Genomic DNA, 17794 nt, shown 5'->3' with positions numbered 1-17794 from the left:
CTACCTCCTACCTGGGAAGGTGTGGGCTGGCCAGGGCGGTAGGGCCTGGGGGTAGGGGCAGTCCTACCGGTAGGAGGACTGCCCCTACCGTTCAGGAGATCTCGCGGTTGTCGATCGCGGCGCTCAGGCGCTCCAGACGGCACCCTTGGTTGTTCACGCCGCGGACCTTGACGCCTACGCTCTGTACACCAAGGCCGCGGACCGTTGCCGAGATCGCCTCGGCCGTGATGCCGTCGTAGTGCTCCGGCAGCCGCTCGGCGAGCCGTTCGGCGATGGTGGACCAGTGCAGGCCCGGTTCGTTGGCCTCGAACACGCCGCGGACGTCGGCCAGCACGTCACGCGCCTGGCGGGCGACGACCTCACCCACGGCGAACCCGGTGAGGGTGCCGGCCGCTTCGCGGTGCTTGCGGGCCGCGGTGAGGATCTGCTCGGCGTCGGTGTGGTCGGCCAGGTAGGTCCGCACGGTCGGGGTGTCGTCGCTGGCGCCGTAGAGGATGCCGACACCCCGGTACGGCATGCCCACCGGCAGCGCGGAGGCGTCGAAGCCCTCGGCGTAGGCGTCACCGCCGAGGATCGCCTCTGACACGATGCGGTTGCCGCACTTGAGCGCGAACCGTACGTCGTGGTTGTCGCGGTAGCGGTTGAACAGCCGCTGCACGTCCCCGGCGCCGACGCCGGACGGCTTCTGTGAACTGGACAGGATGATCACACCCGCGGAGGGACCGACCGCTTTGATGAACGACAACAGGGCGGCGATCTCCTTGTTGACCGCCTGGTCGTCGGTCTCGAAGTAGTTCTGGAACTCCTCCATGACCAGCATCCACACCCGTAGCAGCGGGTACTTGCGCGACAGTTCCCGCGTGATCTTCCCCTCGGGGCATTCGGAGGTCGGCAGCTTGGAGAGGAAGTCGTTGACGTCCTCGATGTGCTTTTTGACCTCGCGCAGCATGTCGAGCATGTGGGTGATCGGGTCGTTGTCGCGGCTGTTGGGGACCACGCCGCACACGTAGCGGTGCGCCACGAGCCGGAACTTGTCCCAGTCCGCGGACATCTTCCCGTCGACCACCAGCAGCGTCACGTACGGGTCCAGCGCTGCGTACAGCGCGAGCAGCCGGGTGAAGAACGTCTTGCCCTTGCGTGGCTGCGCCCCGATGAGCACGCTGATCCACATCAGCAGTAGCCCGACCTTGCGCCCGCGCTCGTCCAGCCCGAGGGGGGCCTCGGTCCAGATGTCACGGACCTTGCCGTCCAGTAGTGGTGTCTTGCCCGCCGGGATGGCAAGCGGGTCGCGGTCGGCGACGAACAGCAGATGCCGCCGGTGCGAGGTCGGGTCCTTGGTGAGATACACCTGGTTGACCGACACGTCCAGGCCGGACGCGATGGCTGCTTTGGCGTTGACCACGTCGTCCCACCCCTTGCCGTACGGCAGGTCGATGAGCACCTGCGACCCGGTGCCGGTGGCGTCGCGGGACATCGTGGAGGCGAACGTGATCTGCTGATCCGGCTTGTCCGGGTGCCCGAGCCGGGCGGCGTAGTAGGCGCGCAGGATGATGTCCGGGTTGACCCGCCGGTACCGTCCGGTGACCACCGCCGGACGCAGGATCGGCCGGTCCTCGGGCCGGCCGAGCCGGGCCAGCCCGCACACCGCGCCGGCCGCGGCCAGCCCGACGACCCACCACGGTGCGAGGGCGTAGGCGACCGGCCCGCCGATGGCGAGAGCTGCGGTCTCGGCGGCCAGGACGATGCCGCGCCACGCGCGGGTGGCCTTGACCTCGCGGTGCAGCCGGTACCACGTCTGCGGGTCGTTGGCGTCCGCGGCGGCCTGCCGGAGTCCGTACTGTTCCGACAGCCACCACCAGCGCAACTGTCGGCCGATCAGCCGGACCACGCCGACAGTCGACCAGAGTCCGGCCTGGAGGCCGTACCAGGGTGCGCGGACCGCGTGGTAGGCGGAGCGGTGCAGCGTGTCGGTGGCGATGTCGCGCAAGGTGGCCTTGAAGTTCTGCCAGCCCATCAGCCGGGCCGGGATGATCGGCTGTCGTCCGGCCTTGTCGACCGGTGGCGGGTCGACCAGCGCCCCGCCGGGCTGCGGTTCCTCGTCCAGCGCCACGTCAAAGTGCGTGTCGGGTGCGTCGGAGCGAGCGTCCGGGCGAGGGTCCGGGCGACCGGCCGTGTCGCCGTGGTTGTCGACAGCCGGCCCGACAGCAGTGCCGACAGCCGGGTCATGGTCGGGTGGGTCGGTGGCGCCGCGGCGGGCGCGGGCCGCGGTTAGGTCGAGCACGGCGGCGTCGGTCTCGGCTGTCGACACGCTGTCGTCAGCCCGCCCTTCCCCGGGGTGCGGGTCGGTTGTCATGATGAGGGTTCCTCCGTTGTGAGGGGGCCGGCGCGCGGTCACGGTTCCTAGGCCAGAGGACCGCGCGCCGGGCAGGATCAGCACAGGATCAGAACAGGGTCAGCACAGATCAGAAGGTGTCCGCGTCGTCGTCGGTGTTGTCGTCGGTGTCGGTGTCGGTGTGACTGTCGGCCGGTGCCAGGCGCGCGGCCGTTGCGGCGAACCGCTCGGCGGCTTGCAGGTCAACGGCTGCACTCGGTGCGTCGGACCAGCCTGCGGCGACCTCGCGGATCGCGGCGGCGGTGTGCCGCTGGGTGGTGGCCCGGTCGTGGTTGCCGGTGGCGTCGAGTCGTTGCGCGTCACGGTCGAACGCGTCCGCGTCGCGGCTGCACGACAGCGTTGCCTGCTCGATCGCCCGCTGCCTGAACGCGGCGGGATCGAACGTCGAGCCGGAGCCGGACTGCGAATCGGTTGTCATGATGTGGGTTCCTCCGTTGTGAGGGGGCCGGCGCGCGGTCACGGTTCCTAGGCCAGAGGGCCGCGCGCCGGGCAGGATCAGCACAGGGTCAGAAGGTGTCCGCGTCGTCGGTGTCGTCCGCGGTGTCGGCGGTGCTGGACAGCTCGGCTTCCCACTGCCGGATGTCCTCCGTGGTGTTGTGCAGCACGTACGTGGGGTCGTTGGCGCGGGCCGGGTCCGTCAACCAGGCGCGGGCCTGGTCCGCTTCGGCGATCGCTTCGGCCTCGGTGGCGCCGCCGGTGAGCATCGCGTCGCGCATCGCCTCGGCCCACTCGTCCGGGTCGATTCCGTACGGTGTCGTCAACGGGTCACATCCCGTCCGTGTCGTCGTCGGCCGTGTCGACCCGTGCGGCGGTACCGGTGGGGATGGGGTCGGTGACGTAGTCCCACGTGTCCGCGATGACGTTGTGATTCCAACGGTTGTCGCCGTTGACCTCGGACGGCTGCGCGTCGAGGGTGCGCAGCCAGTCCCGGAACCGGATCTCCTCTTCGCGGTCAGTGCCGGTCACCACTCGTCCCCGTCCCCGTCCCCGTCCGCGGCCTCGGCGGCCTCGGCGGTGTCGGCGGTGTCGGCGGTGCTGGTCGGCCATGCCGGCGGCCCGGCGACCGCGTAGCCGTCCTGATCGATCCAGCCGGTGTAGCCGGACTCGCGCAGGTCGAAAAACCGGGTGTCTGCCGCGGTTTCCGGCTGTCTGTCGATGCGTCGGGTCACGCCGGCACCTCCTCCGTCTTGGTCTGGGCCGCCTTGGTCTGGGCCGTCTTGGTCTGGGCCGCCTTGGTCCGGGCCGCCCGGCGGACGGTGCGCAGGGTCCACGCCGCGGCGCGGGCGGTGCGGGTCTGGCCGCGGACGGCGCGGCGCACGTCGCGGCGGCGCCACACGATCGGCGTCGCGGCGAGGGCGACCGGCATGCCACGGCGGATGAGCATGGCCCGATGGTTGGGCAGCCCGGCCAGCATCGCGGCTGAGATGACCGGCACCCGGCGGGTCGTACTCGAGGTGACCCGCCCGTCCGCGTCGCGGGTGGCGCTGACCTCTTCCCGTTCCCCGGCCAGGTCACAGAAGGCGGCCAGGTCGCCAGGGTCTTTGCAGCCGCCGAACACCAGCACGGCCGCGGCGGCGTTGAGAATCATTGAGGCGCCGTCCTTGCCCCACCGCTGCCGCAGTTGGCCGAGGCCCTGGCAGGCGGCGTGCACGACGATGGAGCGCTTGCGAAGCTCGGCCATCCACCGGTCAAGCGGTGTGGGGCAGATCAGCGCGACCTCATCGAGGATCAGCGCCAGCCCCGGATCGAGGCGGCCACCCGGACGGGCGGCGGCGATCGCTCGGGAGCGGTGCACGATCTCTGCGGTCAACGCGGCGACCAGCGGCCCAACGGTGCCGTCTTCGTCGCCGAGGAGGTAGAACGTACCCGCCTTGTCGGTGAGGTCGTCGATGAATTCGGCGGCGGTGTCGGGGTCGGCGTCGCCGCACTTGGCGGCGGCCGGCTGCATCACCCACGCCACCGCTGGGGCCACGGCCAGCATCACGCCGTCGCGGGTGCGGGCGGTCATGCGCAGCGTCTGCTCGGCGGTCTGGCACATCTCGGCCGGGTTCGGCGACCCTGCTAGGGCGGTCATGACCTGTGCGGCGGCGGCGTCGGGGTTGGCTACCCACCGCTGCACGTCGCGCATCCGGTAGCCGCCGAGGGCGGCGGCGTGCAGCATGACGGCCAGGGCTCGGCGGGCGTGGATGTTCCACCGCTCGCCCTCGTCGTTGCCGCCGGACGGGCCGATCAGGTCCGCGGCGCGGCGGGCCGCCGTCGCCGGGTCCTTGCACCCGGCCAGGGGCGACCATCGCAGCGTGGAGGCGACCTCGCCGATGCCGCCCGGGTTGAACACCGTGACCGGGCCGCGCGGCTCGCGGAGCTTGGCGGTGAGGTCGTACAGGTCGGTCGCGGTCGAGGCGACCACGGCGCCGCCGGGGGCGTCGATGACCCGGCAGGCGAGTTCGGCGGTCTTGCCGGTGCCCGGGATGCCGATACGCAGCGTGGATTCCTCACACGAGGTCCACACCGTCTGACCGCCGACCTTGCACAGCGGGGTGGCGTAGGACAGGGCCGGGGTCCGCCAGCGGTCCCACCAGCCGAGGTCGCGCAGCGACGGGCGCAACACCGGCGCGCGGCGGGCCATGCTCCAGCGCGACGACACGGTGAGCATCTGCCAGCGGGAGGCGGTGCCGCCGTTGCGGCGGGTGTTGCGGTCCCACCGGCCGATCAGCCGGTTACTGCCCGCCGCGCCGCGGAACCGGGCGTAGACGGTCCCGGCCGCGGTCGCCGCACCGGCCACGCCGAGGGCATAGCCGTAGCCGGCCACATCGAGCGTGTCCGGGGCCTGGGTGAGCACCCATCCGGTCGCCGTGGCGATCAGACCGGCGCCGAACACGCGGGGACGGAAGGTGCGTGTGCTCGCCATGGAAGGCGTTCCTCCTTCAGGAGAGGGGGCCGGCGCGCGGCCACGGTTCCTAGGCCAGAGGGCCGCGCGCCGGGCAGGGCTAACGGCTGGTCGCCGACTTCAGGAACGTGATCAGGCCGTTGCCGACCTGCGCGGCGGCGGACATCGCGTCCCGCGCGGTGTGCCCGGCGTCGGCCGGGGCGGTGGCGGCGTAGTACAGCAGCAGGGCCAGCACGGCCCAGCCGAGCAGCTTCTTGCTCGTCATCGTCGGTCTCCTGTTGTGGATGGCGGGTCAAGGGCAGGGGTCAGGCCGCGTCGGTGTCGGGGGTCGCGGCGCGGTTCGCGGCGAGGTGGCGCTGTACGGTGCGCTCCGACAGCTTCAGCCGGGCGGCGAGCTGCGCCGGGGTGGCGTCCGGGTTGCGGGCCTTGGCCTTCGCGACCCGCTCAGCCGCCGAGGGCTGCCGCTTCGCCGGCCGCACACCCCGCGATGTGCTCGGCGTTGTGCTCGGCGCGGCATCGTCGCCGGTCGGGGCGGCCTGCAACGCCAGCCGGACCGGCACGGGCCGCTCGGCCACCGGCTCACCGGACGGTGCCGACAGCTCGGCCATCGGCTCGCCGACCTCGGCGGCCGGCTCGGCCGGGGAGGTCGGGGCAAGGCGTTCGGCGGTCAGGTCCGCGGCGATCAGCGCGGTCAGCCCGTCATAGTCCGCGCCCGCGGCGAGCCGGGCGGCGACCTCGCCAAGGTCGTACGTCGCGGTCGCGATGTCCGCCGTGGTCGGGTCGACCGCGGACCGAATCTTGCGGTGCAGCACCTTAGCGATCGCGGCGTGCTGCCGCTCCCGCCGCATCTCGACGCGGGCCGCGGCAAGCGACCCGTAGAGGCCAAGCTCCGGGCTGGCCTTGGCCACGGACTTCGCGCGCAGGGTCAATACCGGGTGGCGCAGCCAGTGCCCGAACAGCTCATAGGCGGGGGTGGTCGGCGGCAAGTCACCCTTGGCCCGCAGACGGTCGCGGCGCTGGTTCTCGGTGTGCATCAACCACACCAGATAGCCGAGGGCCGACATGCCGGCGAAGAACCCGGCCAGGAGCTTATTGCTGTGGGCCAGCCAGTTGAACGTCACCGCACCCGCAGCGATCGCAGCGGACAGCAGCCGGGAAGCGGTCGCCCGCTCCCCCAGCCGGCGGCGCACGTCGGCGTTGGACAGCACCACGATCCCGCCGAGCTCCAACGCGCCAACCGCCGGGATGGCCCAGATCAGCGGGATACCGAGGGCCGTGACCGCGCCGGACACCTGCCCGGCCAGCGCGACCAGCAGCACCACCACGTAGAACAGTTGCCGCATGTACCCGGTCCGGCGGACCGTCGCGGCCAGCTCGGCGTCAAGCTCAGCCGTCGTGCCCATCACGCCGCCACCGCCCCGCTGTGCTCGCACACCGCGCCGCACGCGCACCGCTGCGCCGGTGCCGACACGCGCGTGTCGACCTTGACGAAGATCCCGTCGTGGTCGCGCTTCGCGCCGCGGTACCAACCGCTGGAACCTTTCGCGGTCTCCGCGGTCAGGCCGAACGCCTCGGCGAGCCGGTCGACGTCGGCGATACGGTCCGGCTCGGGCGCGAACATGTCCGGGCCGAAGCTCACGTAGAGCTGCACCGTGGACGCACCAGCGGCCCGCACCGCCTCGGCCAGGGCGACCAGCTCATCGGCCACCGCGTCAGGGGTTGTGCTGTACATGAGTGAACCTCCAGTTCACGAAGTCAAAGAAGGGGGTGCGCGGCACTCGACAGCAGGGCCATGCCCTACCGGCGCCGCGCGGTGACACCACACAACGGGCAGCGCCTTGAAGCGCCGCCCTGCCGCTTCAGCGCCCGCTCATCGGCGCGCGTGCCCTCCCACGTCCGGGCGAGCTGCCAGCCGATCCCGGCCGCATGCACCACTGCGAGGAGGCGAGCACCACGACCCGCGGCGTGCTCGGCGAGCCGGGCCGTAAGGTCCCTCGTCCAGCCGGTGTAATGCCGGGCGTGACCGAACGCGCGGTCAAAATGCAGCAGGTACACGATGCCGGCAACGGCCATCAGCGCGCCGTCAGGCCGCGCTACGCCGCGCGTTGAACCGGCGGCGGTACCAGGCGCAGGTCTCGCGGACCACCGCGGCACGCGCCCGCTCAAGGCGATACGCGGTCACCGCGTCGACCGGGCCGCGACCGGAAAGCAGCATCAACTGCACGTCCAGCAACTCAAGCTCTGCGGCCAGCACCGGTTCCTCATCCTCGATCGCGGCCAACTGCGCCGCGGACGGCTCCGCACCGTCGAAATCCTGGTCGTACTCCATGACGTCGCTAGTTCCTTCCGGACACGGGCCGGGGCGGCGCCGCACGGCGGCGACGGCCAGCGCGGCCGACCGCCGGGCACTCCCGGCAGCGAGACTCGTTCGGGGCCAAAGGAGCCAGGGACCCGCAACCGGCGCACTCACGCCACACCGCGTTACCCCTGGCCGTGATGCGGACAGTCGCCGCAAGCTTCGAAGTCATCACCGGAACGCCTCCCCAAGTCAGGACCGGTAGAAAGTCGGATCAGGAACGTTCAGCGGGCCGCACGCCAAACCTCGGCGCGCGGCCCACGCAAAGGGGTTTCGACCTTCGGGCAGGTCTACGTATCGAGCTAGGTCTACTTGTCCGCCACGGTGCGCATGCGACCCCGCCGCCTATGCAGGCAGGTACGGGGGTGCCAGTGTTCGTGCTGGCCACTCAGCGGGGCCTAGACCTGTCGCTTTACTGCTGGCGCCGTCCGGATTGCTGTCTCCCGACAGTCCCGGGCAGGGCGCCTGACCGTTCGGTATGCAGGCCGGTCAACGCTGCCTCTATGGAGTTCTCAATCAACAATGCGGATCAATACGGATGAATCCGGCAGAACATGGGCGCGCGGCAACCACGTGCCGCCGTTCCGGGGTCCCTGCATCCTTGCTTGGTTGGTACGCTATACGGCTAGTCGACTAGCCGTCAAGCCGTCTCTCCGGATAGTTTGGTGTCCGGTAGACTGTTGACATGCCGACTCTTGATGACCTCCGGGCCGCGGCTGAGCGAGTGCGCGCAGCCGATCAAGCTCTCGACGACATTCGCCAGGAACGCGATGACCTGATCAGGGACATACGCCGATCGACGGACCACACCGTGCCCGAGATTGCGGAAGCGGCTGGCGTGTCCCTGGCAACCGTCAAGACCGTCATCCGCGGGATTCGGTAAGCGCCGATCTGGTCTGGCACGGCTTGCCATCCAGTGCTCACCTCCGTCGTTCTTGCTGCTTGCTTGACGAATTCATTCAAGCTGCTCTCTGACACATCGCCCATGCATGGGCGATGTACTGGCGGTGCACTCGTGGTGCAGCTACGCCGTTCAATCGCGGGGAAAGGCCGAACAGGTGGACGTGGTTGATGAGTGGACCGGGCGCCGTGCCGCCCTACTGCGCAGGGCGCTGCGCTTGACCAACGAGCGCTTCGCTGAACGCTTGGGCACCGCAATACGAACCGTCGCCAAGTGGAACGCCGAACCCGCCATGGTGCCCACACCCGACATGCAGCACGCGCTTGACACGTTGCTTACACAATCGTCCGATGGCGCGAAAGCGAGGTTCGCAATGCTCCTCACCAGCGAAATTGGCATCGATGACGGCAGCGCCCTGGCGACGCCCCGAGAAGCGACAGCAGCAGAGCTACGGCTGGCGGCGGATCGAAACATCGGAGCCGCCCTTGACTGGCTCGATCGGGCCGCAGGCTGGTCGCCGGGGACTGCGCGCATCCGCGTCGCGACGCGGCTAGACGACGCAGATCCTCGCGCCTTGCAGGATCGCGGGCACGGCCGCGGGCGTGTCCGTCAGCGCGTGATTGCTGAGGCGCTCGGCGCCTACTACGGCCAGTCTGGCGACTACCGGCCGTACGCTGCCCGAACCGAGTCAGGGTCGCTGGTGACCAGCATCCTCACTCGGCCCGACTGGCTTGACCTGTCGCTACCGCTCGACACGGATGGGCTGCGGTTCGCTCCGGCCACTGAGGTGCTGCCCGAGGTCGACGCGGCGGCCGGCGCGGCAGCGGTGCAGCGCCTCGCCGAGGTGCTGACGCTGAACATGATGCTCGTGAACGCGCCGATCTACCGCTTGACCGAGGTCGAGGCGAGCAGCACCGGCCTGTCCGGCACCGTCGCCCTCGCCGACTTCGTCGGGTACGCGCTGACCATGGACCTGCTCGAAAACGAGCTGATCGACGCGCTTGCCGAGGGCCGACCTGTGACCCCAGGTCACTTGCCGCTTCGGGATCGCCACCTGCCCGATGTCGCGGCCGTCTGCGGCATCGGGCGGCGCCTCTGCGCCGGTGGCCCGCTCGCCCTGACCGCAATTGCTCGGCCCGGTGGCCGACGGCGCCAGGGCGGCGACTACCTGCTGCTCGTGCAGGAGCGGTCCGGGCGCGTGCTCAACTCGTCCAGGCGCCTTGCGGTCATCCCCAAGGCATTCCACGAGCCGCTCGTGGATTACGGTGACGACGCAGCCATTGGAGCGACGCTGGAGCGTGAGATGGAGGAGGAGCTTTTCGGGCGCACGGACGTCGACTCCACGAGCGGGGAGCAGCGCCATGCAGACCCGATGCACCCAAGCCGGCTCTCCGAGCCGATGCGGTGGCTTCTAGACCGCTTGGACGGTGGGCATTGGCGGATGGAATGCACAGGGTTGGGCTTCAACTTGGTGAGCGGCAACTACGAGTTCGCCAGCCTGATCGTGATCGAGGATGAGGAGTGGTGGGGCCGCTTCGGGGGCAGCGTTGAGGCCAACTGGGAGTCGGACACGCTCCGCCGCTACTCCAGCCGCGACCGAGGGCCGCTCGACGCGCTTGCGCACGATGCCGCATGGAGCAATGAGGGCCTGTTCGCCCTGCTGCAAGGCTTCCGGCGCCTCGCCGTCGTTGGAGGCGCCCGCACCGATCTACCAGCCGTTGAATGGGAGTTTTGAGTCATGTCGGACAACTGGTACATGGGTAACGCTGCCGACGACGCAGACCAGCATCGCGGCTGGCTGCTCGGCCACTTCATCGCGTCGGAAACGCCCGGCTCCGGCATTCGCGCGTCGAACGACGTGGAGGTGAAGTGGGGCATCCACCCGGCGGGCCAACAGCGGCCCGAGTGGACCGCGGATGACCAGCGAACGACGCTACTTCTGCTCGTCAAAGGCCGGTTCCGGCTCGACCTTACGGTCAACAGCACGGTGTTGGAACGCCAGGGAGACTACGTGGTGTGGGGCCCCGGTATCGATCACTCCTGGCAGGCCGAAGAAGATTCGGTGGTGATCACCGTTCGGTGGCCCTCGCTGACCAGTTGAGCACTGGCACATCAGGGCTGCTCACGGGGCATGCTCCCGTTGAGCAGCCCTGCTTTTTGTGCGCTCTCAGCCTTCCGGAGGCAGCGGATCGTTAGCGGGCCTTCAAGGCGACGCGCTTTAAGGATGGAGGTCAGCAAGCCTACGGAGCAGCAGGTTTGTTTGCTGTTCCATTAGCCCGGCGCGCTCCTTGCTGAGAATATCGAATTCGCCGTGCGCGGCTGCGTTGCGAATGCCGCCGCACTGCTCTAGATCCTTGACGTCTTGCGCAGTGAGGATACTCGCCTGCCGCAGGACAGCACTGAGCGTGCTTATGGTCGGGCGCGATGGCACGATCACGTTCCGGGCGTCCGCGAGGGCGCGCAGGGCAATTTCAAGGGCAGCGCCGCAAAGAACAATCGGCGCTGCGGGATGCGTTTCCCGATCATTGAGAAGTCGGCGGACTTGGCTCATTAGGTCGGTGCTTACGACGCTTACCTCTGCCCACGCGCGTGAACCGGCAATCTCGACAACGCCCGCCTCAACCTGATCAACCCAGCCGCGCAATATGTCGCCGAGACCGTGAGACTTGTCCGCAATCGTATCGCCTTTTTTTGCGAGTTTCTCGGTAGCGTGTTTTGCCCAGGAACTACCTTCACCTGCATATTGGCGAAGGAACTCAAGAACGCTTACCGCGCGTGCCTCGATGATGCCGACGCTCTCATTGCCGTTTGCTCGCCAGGACCAACCACTATACTCCGAATGCGTCCAGGTCATGTCCTTCTGTGCTTGACTAGAAAGTTCGCGTGCATACGCCAGCAACTTGTCTACGTCCGGCATCCCGTGCTCCCAGCGTCGTCGCGAACAGGCGGCATCGATGATAGGTCGAAGACGAAGCTATTACGACTACTTAACCGCCCTGGCGTGACGGGTGACCCAGTACAAGGCAGGCAACCACACGTACGGTGCGGCCGACTCAGCAACCCTGGCCGAACTGTGGCAGGACTGCGCCCGGCAACTTGATACAGGCACAGCCAACCAACAGGCTGAAAGCCGCGGGGACCACGCAAGCCGCAGATGATGTGCAGGCATGATCACGCCACCGGCACGCCACCGAACCGAACGCAAGCATGGTCCACAACGATGTTCCAGCACGTCAACGCTCCAACTGGCGCCGCGATCTTCACGCCCTCCGGAGGCGGGAGCGCAGGTTCGAATCCTGCCGGGGGCACCACCCATCAGAAGGCGGTCTAGCAGGCCAAACGAAGCCTTGGAGCAGCGCAGACGCTGTCCAGGGCTTCGCTGTTGTCTACGGCTGTAGCGGGCTCTGACCGACCGTGATCGGCCGGCTGTTCCCAAGCGGTTCCCAAGTTTCACGGCCTCTGGAGCCGGTTCACCGAACACGATAATTCTGGTGCCGGCGACATTCCGCCGCTCTTCTTGTCTGTAGCGTTCCGACACCATCGAGTTAGGCGTGTAGCCCTAACACAGGTAACCCGCCACCGATGGTGCCTCCACAGACGCCACGCCCGTGCGCGGTCGGACCGGTCAGCGGCAGCGATCCGGCCGCATCGCCTCGGCCGTCGACACCACGGCGGCGATGTCGTCGAGCAACGACACCGTCGCGACGGCCACGGGAGTGACCGAGCCGGGAAGCGTGCCGGCCTGCTCCCGCAGCGCGTGAGCGCGGGCGACTACCGCCGAGGCGGCCGGGCCGTCCACGTAGTACGTGCAGGTGATCTGCGGTTCGTCGCTCTCCCCCGCCAGGTACCCGATGCCGAGGTCGCGCCGGCTGAACATGGTGGCGCGGATGCCGTTGCGGTACGCGCTGGTGCCGAGCACCATGTCGTTCTCCATCTGGCCCATCACCTTGAGACAGAAGCGGAGCACCGCGTTGCCCGAGATGCCGGTCGGCAGCGACTTCGAGTCGGGGCGCTGGGTGGCGAAGACGGCGATGATGCCGGCGGCCGGGCCGCGCCGTACGAGATCCTCGGCGATGCCGCGCAGTTCGTCGCCTTGCGTCGGGTGCTCGAACCAGCGCTGGCACTCGTCGACCACGAGCACGATCGGGTGCAGCCGCAACGACTTCCGCGCCGCCAACTCCGGCGTGATCTTCGACTCCGGGCACAGCTCGCGCGGCAGGCCGCGCACCACCTTCGTACGACGGGTCAGCTCGGCGGCCAACTCGCGCATGTCGGCCAGGCCGTAGGCGATGTCCTCGTCGTCGGAGCCGGCGCGGTATCGGTGGCAGACCGGTTCGAGCGGCGCGAAGTCACCCATGCCCTTGAGGTCGTACGCGTGCAGCTCGGCGAGCACGTCGAGCGCGGCGGCCAGGAGCAGCAGCCGAGCGGCGAACGTCTTGCCCACGCGCGGGATGGAGCCGATGACCATCGAGGCGAACATGAGCGTGACGACGACGGGTCGGCCGCGCTGGTCGGTACCGAACGGGATGGGCCTGAACAGATCGACCGTTCCCGACTTCAGCAGCGGCCAGGCGGCTTGGCGGGACCTGGAGAGATCCTCGTCGCCGACCCACAGCACCAGCCGCCCCGGGTGCACGTCGAGGTTGCCCTCCGGCCAGACGCAGCCGAGCGGGCGGCCGAGTGCGGACGCGAGTTCCTTGCGCCGGTCGGCGACCTGGTCGACGGTCGTGCCGGGCGGAAGGTCGACCACCGCGCGCCAGCCGGGGCCGTCGCGGCTGATCGGCTCGGCGAACCGGATGGCGTCCTTGGCGCCCTTCTTGGCGACGGCCTGGTTGATGCCGGCGACGCCGATGGCACTGAGCGCTGCGAGCACCACGTCGGAGGTCAGCCTCGGCGCCCGGGTGACCGACACGGCGGTGTCGAGCAGCGGCCGGTCCGCGGGCGAGCCGACCGCGCCGAGGAGCGCCACGGCGGCGGTGAGCGCGGCATACCAGTACACCCGCGGCGTCATGATGAGCAGGAACATCACGCCGCCGAGGCCGAGCATGCCCAACGCCAGCAACACCAGGGTGCGCAGCCGCACCCTGGCGTCACGCTGGCGCGAGAGCCGGAGGTACTCCTCGGCGTTCTCCCGCCGCACCGCCGCCGCGCGGACCGGGGCGCCCTCGGCGTCGGTGACCCACCGCGCGGTGCCGGCAACGAACCGGATCGCGCCACGCGGAGCACGAGCGAAGAGCTTCATCGTGTACTTCGGGAAGCGCGTGAGGTGGTACGTGGTGGCATGCGTGTAGAAGCCGACGACCCACCGGGCCTGGGTCAGCAGCTCGGTTCGCGACCGTGCCCACGCCGGTCGGCGTGCAGGATGTTCGCGGCGACGGAGGTGGCGACGCTCAGGACCAGGGCGCCGCGCACTCCCCATCGCACGCGGATCAGGTGTTGCTCGGTCACTTACCACCGCCGAGTGATTCGCCGATGGCGGTCATGCCCGTGCGGACGCCGTCCACGAGGGCGTGCGACGGCTTGGTCAGTACGCCGTTCGAGGCGGCGACGACCAGGCCGAGCAGGAACGCGGACACGGCGGTGACGGCGATCCGGCCGCGGGTCCGGCGGTCGACGAACAGCGTTGCGAGTAGGCCGAGCAGGATCATGGCGAAGATTCCCAGGCTCATCGGAGCCTCCGGTTCTGAAGGGGTTTCATGCGGCGTCGTTGAGTGCCTCGGTGAGGCGGGCACAGACGAGCGCGGCGGCCTCGCGCAGGACGCGCCGCTCGGCGGTGCGGAGCCGGTGCCAGTCGCGGACGGTGGGCTGCGGCTCGGCGGTGAGGACGCGGATCTCGGCGGCGACCAGGGCCATTTCTGCCTCGATCAGCGGCCATTCGCGCTGGATGGCGGCCAGGTCGGCCGGCGACGGGCCGTCGCTCGGCACGGGACGGACAAGCTTCACGAGAGATCTTTTACAACTCGACGTTGTATTCAGTATCCGCACGGTACAACTTGACGTTGTAATCGGGCAAGGTCGGATCCAGCCGTGCAAAGCACGCTTGACGTACGCTCGCGGTGATGACCGACGAGCTGCCAGCAGACTGGTGGACCACTGAAAACGTGCTGGCGTACCTGCGATCCGCGGGTGCGCCGATCAGTCGCGTGACGTGGGCGGCCTACGTATCGCGCGGCCAGGCGCCCGCCGCCGACCGCATGTTCGGCCGGTCGCCGGCCTGGCGGCCGGCGGCGGTCAAGGCTTGGCAAGCCTCACGCCCGCGCCGCGGATCTGTTGCCGTGGAACCGAACACGGATGCTTCACCTCCCTCCGGTGCGTCGTCTTCCGGTGAGGACAAGTCAACCGGGAAGCCGACGCGCCGCCGATGAGGCAAACCATCATCATCGATGCAGTGCCGATGCGGTAACAGTGCACTTCGCCGCCTGGTACAACGAAAGGCCCCGAGCATCCGCGCTCGGGGCCTTCTGCTTGCCGCACCTACGCCGCACTGTCCATGGCGCTCAGGGCATCGTCCGGGCAGTCACGGAGGCGCCGGACGTTGTCGCGGTTGAGGAACGCGATCGCCGGAGCATCGCTGGCCGAATGGTAGGCAAGTTCGACACCCTCGCCGTAACTGCGTTTCGTCACGATGAGGTCGATGCTGCCTTCGGTCCAGCCCAATTCCCCGGCGCAGTACGTGTGGAATACCGCACCCATCGCCCTGCGGTTGGTGCGACACCAGACAGGGCTGCCGGTCACAGCCGGAGCCGCAGGGTTTGCGGTCGCGCTTCCCCTTCCTCTCCTTTGATGGCTAAAGCTCAAAGGTCCGGACGCCTGGACACATACACCACCTGATGCCTACAGGGCCATATAGAATGACGTCATGATCACGCCGGATTGCGAAGGCGCTGCGTACAGACAGCTTGCCGCCGTCCCGCGCGAGCGCATCCGTAACGGTGAGCTACCACCCGGCCGGCGAATGCCGTCCGAGAAGGATCTGCACGACGAGTTCGGTCTGGCACGTGAGACCGTCCGGCGCGCCTTGGCCGTCCTGCGGCAAGAGGGCCTGATCGACGTACGGCAAGGACACGGCACATTCGTTGTCGACGCGCCGCCGATCGTCGAGCTGCATCCCGGCGACACTGTCACGTCGAGCGCCGGCCTCACGGTGACCCGCGCAGACGGCGAGATCGAGACGTTTCCCGCAAGCACCACCTTGACGGTCGCCGACTGACAGCACCGATGACCACCAGCCGCGCAGCGCCCGACTCCGAGGTACCTCCGTGAGTCAGCCCGCACGGCACACCGTCATCGACCAGTGGACCGGACGCCACGCCACCGCGCTCCAAGCCGCGCTACGGATGTCGCAGGACGAGATGGCGGCGCTCATCGGCGTAGCGAAGCGCACGATCGCCGCCTGGCACGAACGAGCCGACGTCAGAATCCGGCCCGAGCTGCAACGGGCACTCGACACCGCGTACGAGCGAGCACCCGAAACCGTCAAGGTGCGCTTCGCGCGCCAACTCCGCGCCGACGACAGAGCCGACATCGACGCAGCCCCGAGCGGCGTCACGCTCACGGTCGCCATCGCCGTCGTCACCAACGACACCGACGTCCTGCTGGTCTGCCGCCGCGAAGACGATCCGAGCGGCATCACATGGCAGTTCCCCGCCGGCATCGTCAAGCCGGGCGCCAGCTCCCGCACCGTCGCGATCCGCGAAACCCTCGCCGAGACCGGCATCCACTGCTCGGTCGTACGGGAGCTGGGAAGCCGAATCCACCCGGTCACCGGCGTCTTCGCCGAGTACCTCCTCTGTGTCTACCTCGCCGGCCAGGTCGAGAACCGCGACACCGCCGAGAACCTCGACGCGATCTGGATTCCCCGGCAACGGGTCACCGACTTCATCCCGCCCGAACGCATCTACCCGCCTGCCTTGCAGGCGCTGACCGCATCGAACGAGGAGCCATGAGCGAGCCCACCCGACCCACGATCGCCGCCGCCATCATCGTCGAGGACGGCCGGCTGCTGATGGTCCGCCGCCAAGTCAGCGAGGGACAGCTCTCGTGGCAGTTCCCCGCCGGCGAGGTAGAGCCGGACGAGACGGATGAGGATGCGGCGGTACGGGAGGCGCTGGAGGAAACCGGCCTCACCGTACGAGCGACCAAGTCACTCGGCAGCCGGGTGCATCCGAACACCGGGCGCACGATGGCGTACATCGCGTGCGAACGCCTCAGCGGCGACGCCTACGTCGGCGACGAGGAGGAATTGGCAGAGGTGGCGTGGTGCGACCGCGCCACCCTCACCGAGTACGTGCCGTATCCGTTCTTCGGACCGGTGCAGGAGTACCTCGACACCGTGCTTTCTTAAGCCGCTTCGAGGAGATCGGCCAGGCGCGCCCGGACCACGCCGTCGTGAAAGTGGTCCGGCAACGGCACCCCACCAACGTCCTGCCGTGTCGAGGCAACATCGTCGAGACTGCGCGACGGCAGCGCCTCGGCGAGCTGGAGACACTCCCGCGCGTACTTGCGCGCCTCGTCGGTCTCTCCCAGCTCGCGCAGTCGCACGGCGAGCGCGTAAGCGTACTCCGCGGCGGCCCGGTCGTCCTGGTAGAACCGCTCCTCGTCGTACTGCTTGCGCAACTCGCCGATCGTCACGACCGGCGCCTCGTCGAACATCAGAAGAGGAACCTCTCGGCCACGGTCTGGTAGTCGAACAGCTCCGCCGCACCGAACCACAGCTCAACCTCGTACTTCGCCTCTTCCGGGTTGCCGGACGCGTGGATGAGGTTGGCCGCGACGGTGTGCTTCGCTTCGGTGTACGCCTTGGAGGTGTGCGCGAAGTCGCCGCGGATCGTGCCAGGATTGGCCTGGTTCGGGAAGGTGACGCCGACGAGCCGACGCACGGTCGCGACCGCCTCGACGCCCTCCAGGACCAGCGCGATGACCGGCCCGGTCTGCATGAAGTTCGCGGTAACGTCGAAGACCGACTTGCCGAACCGCTCCTCCAGGTCGAAGTAGTGCTTCTTCGCCAGCTCGGCGTCCATCTGCACCATCTTCGTGCCCACGATCTTCAACCCAGCGTCCTCAAACCGCTGGATGATCCGCCCAGCCAGCCCACGCGCCACCGCGTCCGGCTTCAGCAGTACAAGGGTCCGCTCCAACGCCGCCATACCCAGTCTCCAGTTCCCGAAGTTGTTCAACCCTAATAAGCTTGCCGCATCCGGCGGACACGGCGTGCACTGGGGCAGACAACCATTTAAGATCCGCCACCATAAGCTGCTG

General features: G+C 68.8%; 26 protein-coding genes. 7 read left to right on the top strand and 19 right to left on the bottom strand.

Features of this window, described 5'->3' with window-relative positions:
* Window positions 1-91: 91 nt before the first annotated feature.
* The 11 genes from Drose_RS07020 to Drose_RS06970 form a co-directional block, all read right to left on the bottom strand.
* On the bottom strand, window positions 92-2353 hold the full coding sequence (locus Drose_RS07020; protein WP_260727373.1) for a cell division protein FtsK: 2262 nt from the start codon (window positions 2351-2353) through the stop codon (window positions 92-94).
* A 109-nt stretch (window positions 2354-2462) separates the two neighbouring features.
* Window positions 2463-2810, bottom strand: coding sequence for a hypothetical protein (locus Drose_RS07015; protein WP_260727372.1), 348 nt, complete (start codon window positions 2808-2810; stop codon window positions 2463-2465).
* Between the two features lie 88 nt (window positions 2811-2898).
* A complete protein-coding gene (locus tag Drose_RS07010; RefSeq protein ID WP_260727371.1) occupies window positions 2899-3153 on the bottom strand; it encodes a hypothetical protein in 255 nt (84 codons plus the stop codon).
* A 4-nt stretch (window positions 3154-3157) separates the two neighbouring features.
* Window positions 3158-3358, bottom strand: a complete 201-nt coding sequence (locus Drose_RS07005; RefSeq protein WP_260727370.1) for a hypothetical protein — start codon at window positions 3356-3358, stop codon at window positions 3158-3160.
* Window positions 3355-3561, bottom strand: a complete 207-nt coding sequence (locus tag Drose_RS07000; RefSeq protein WP_260727369.1) for a hypothetical protein — start codon at window positions 3559-3561, stop codon at window positions 3355-3357. The genes Drose_RS07005 and Drose_RS07000 overlap by 4 nt, the downstream gene beginning before the upstream one ends.
* Window positions 3558-5300, bottom strand: coding sequence for a type IV secretory system conjugative DNA transfer family protein (locus Drose_RS06995; RefSeq protein ID WP_260727368.1), 1743 nt, complete (start codon window positions 5298-5300; stop codon window positions 3558-3560). Before Drose_RS06995 ends, Drose_RS07000 begins: the two co-directional genes overlap by 4 nt.
* 79 nt (window positions 5301-5379) lie before the next feature.
* Complete coding sequence (locus tag Drose_RS06990) at window positions 5380-5544, bottom strand: hypothetical protein (protein WP_260727367.1); 165 nt, start codon at window positions 5542-5544, stop codon at window positions 5380-5382.
* A gap of 40 nt (window positions 5545-5584) precedes the next feature.
* Complete coding sequence (locus Drose_RS06985; RefSeq protein WP_260727366.1) at window positions 5585-6682, bottom strand: hypothetical protein; 1098 nt, start codon at window positions 6680-6682, stop codon at window positions 5585-5587.
* Window positions 6682-7011: a hypothetical protein gene (locus Drose_RS06980; RefSeq protein ID WP_260727365.1), complete on the bottom strand. Its 330-nt coding sequence runs from the start codon at window positions 7009-7011 to the stop codon at window positions 6682-6684. Before Drose_RS06980 ends, Drose_RS06985 begins: the two co-directional genes overlap by 1 nt.
* Window positions 7012-7076: 65 nt before the next feature.
* Window positions 7077-7352 (bottom strand): GIY-YIG nuclease family protein, encoded by a 276-nt coding sequence (locus Drose_RS06975; protein WP_260727364.1) that lies wholly within the window; start codon window positions 7350-7352, stop codon window positions 7077-7079.
* A gap of 10 nt (window positions 7353-7362) precedes the next feature.
* The gene (locus tag Drose_RS06970; RefSeq protein ID WP_260727363.1) at window positions 7363-7608 is read right to left on the bottom strand and encodes a DUF6284 family protein; all 246 of its coding nucleotides are present in this window, start codon (window positions 7606-7608) and stop codon (window positions 7363-7365) included.
* A 712-nt stretch (window positions 7609-8320) separates the two neighbouring features.
* Here Drose_RS06970 and Drose_RS06965 point away from each other — a divergent pair.
* The 3 genes from Drose_RS06965 (at window position 8321) to Drose_RS06955 (ending at window position 10637) form a co-directional block, all read left to right on the top strand.
* Window positions 8321-8518 (top strand): hypothetical protein, encoded by a 198-nt coding sequence (locus Drose_RS06965; protein WP_260727362.1) that lies wholly within the window; start codon window positions 8321-8323, stop codon window positions 8516-8518.
* A gap of 106 nt (window positions 8519-8624) precedes the next feature.
* Window positions 8625-10271: a hypothetical protein gene (locus Drose_RS06960; RefSeq protein WP_260727361.1), complete on the top strand. Its 1647-nt coding sequence runs from the start codon at window positions 8625-8627 to the stop codon at window positions 10269-10271.
* 3 nt (window positions 10272-10274) lie between these two features.
* A complete protein-coding gene (locus Drose_RS06955; protein ID WP_260727360.1) occupies window positions 10275-10637 on the top strand; it encodes a signal peptidase I in 363 nt (120 codons plus the stop codon).
* Window positions 10638-10754: 117 nt separating this feature from the next.
* Here the strand turns inward: Drose_RS06955 and Drose_RS06950 are convergent, their stop codons facing one another.
* The 5 genes from Drose_RS06950 to Drose_RS06930 form a co-directional block, all read right to left on the bottom strand.
* Window positions 10755-11453 carry a hypothetical protein gene (locus Drose_RS06950; protein WP_260727359.1) on the bottom strand — a complete coding sequence of 233 codons (699 nt, stop codon included), beginning with the start codon at window positions 11451-11453 and terminating at the stop codon, window positions 10755-10757.
* 708 nt (window positions 11454-12161) lie between these two features.
* Complete coding sequence (locus tag Drose_RS06945; protein ID WP_260727358.1) at window positions 12162-13778, bottom strand: cell division protein FtsK; 1617 nt, start codon at window positions 13776-13778, stop codon at window positions 12162-12164.
* Window positions 13779-13852: 74 nt separating this feature from the next.
* A complete protein-coding gene (locus Drose_RS06940) occupies window positions 13853-13984 on the bottom strand; it encodes a hypothetical protein (protein ID WP_260727357.1) in 132 nt (43 codons plus the stop codon).
* Entirely contained in the window at window positions 13981-14205 is a 225-nt protein-coding gene (locus tag Drose_RS06935; protein WP_260727356.1) for a hypothetical protein, read from the bottom strand. The genes Drose_RS06940 and Drose_RS06935 overlap by 4 nt, the downstream gene beginning before the upstream one ends.
* A gap of 25 nt (window positions 14206-14230) precedes the next feature.
* Complete coding sequence (locus tag Drose_RS06930) at window positions 14231-14479, bottom strand: DUF6284 family protein (protein WP_260727355.1); 249 nt, start codon at window positions 14477-14479, stop codon at window positions 14231-14233.
* Between the two features lie 116 nt (window positions 14480-14595).
* On the opposite strand from Drose_RS06930, the gene Drose_RS06925 reads away from it, so the two are divergent.
* Entirely contained in the window at window positions 14596-14901 is a 306-nt protein-coding gene (locus Drose_RS06925) for a helix-turn-helix transcriptional regulator (RefSeq protein WP_260727354.1), read from the top strand.
* Window positions 14902-15010: 109 nt separating this feature from the next.
* Here the strand turns inward: Drose_RS06925 and Drose_RS06920 are convergent, their stop codons facing one another.
* The gene (locus Drose_RS06920) at window positions 15011-15229 is read right to left on the bottom strand and encodes a hypothetical protein (RefSeq protein ID WP_260727353.1); all 219 of its coding nucleotides are present in this window, start codon (window positions 15227-15229) and stop codon (window positions 15011-15013) included.
* Between the two features lie 166 nt (window positions 15230-15395).
* On the opposite strand from Drose_RS06920, the gene Drose_RS06915 reads away from it, so the two are divergent.
* Genes Drose_RS06915 through Drose_RS06905 form a run of 3 tightly spaced genes read left to right on the top strand, consistent with a single transcriptional unit; the run spans window position 15396 to window position 16880 of the window.
* Window positions 15396-15746: a GntR family transcriptional regulator gene (locus Drose_RS06915; RefSeq protein ID WP_260727352.1), complete on the top strand. Its 351-nt coding sequence runs from the start codon at window positions 15396-15398 to the stop codon at window positions 15744-15746.
* 49 nt (window positions 15747-15795) lie between these two features.
* Window positions 15796-16482 carry an NUDIX domain-containing protein gene (locus Drose_RS06910; protein WP_260727351.1) on the top strand — a complete coding sequence of 229 codons (687 nt, stop codon included), beginning with the start codon at window positions 15796-15798 and terminating at the stop codon, window positions 16480-16482.
* Window positions 16479-16880, top strand: coding sequence for an NUDIX hydrolase (locus Drose_RS06905; protein WP_260727350.1), 402 nt, complete (start codon window positions 16479-16481; stop codon window positions 16878-16880). The genes Drose_RS06910 and Drose_RS06905 overlap by 4 nt, the downstream gene beginning before the upstream one ends.
* Here Drose_RS06905 and Drose_RS06900 read toward each other — a convergent pair.
* A complete protein-coding gene (locus Drose_RS06900) occupies window positions 16877-17188 on the bottom strand; it encodes a hypothetical protein (protein WP_260727349.1) in 312 nt (103 codons plus the stop codon). The two genes, Drose_RS06905 and Drose_RS06900, sit on opposite strands and share 4 nt — an antisense overlap.
* Window positions 17188-17682: a nucleoside-diphosphate kinase gene (ndk, locus tag Drose_RS06895; RefSeq protein WP_260727348.1), complete on the bottom strand. Its 495-nt coding sequence runs from the start codon at window positions 17680-17682 to the stop codon at window positions 17188-17190. The genes Drose_RS06900 and ndk overlap by 1 nt, the downstream gene beginning before the upstream one ends.
* Window positions 17683-17794: the final 112 nt, after the last annotated feature.

This window comes from Dactylosporangium roseum (genome assembly GCF_025264685.1).
GTDB classification, from domain to species: Bacteria; Actinomycetota; Actinomycetes; order Mycobacteriales; family Micromonosporaceae; genus Dactylosporangium; species Dactylosporangium roseum.
Note: the sequence above shows the minus strand (reverse complement) of the source record. Positions and strands in the feature narration are given on the sequence as shown.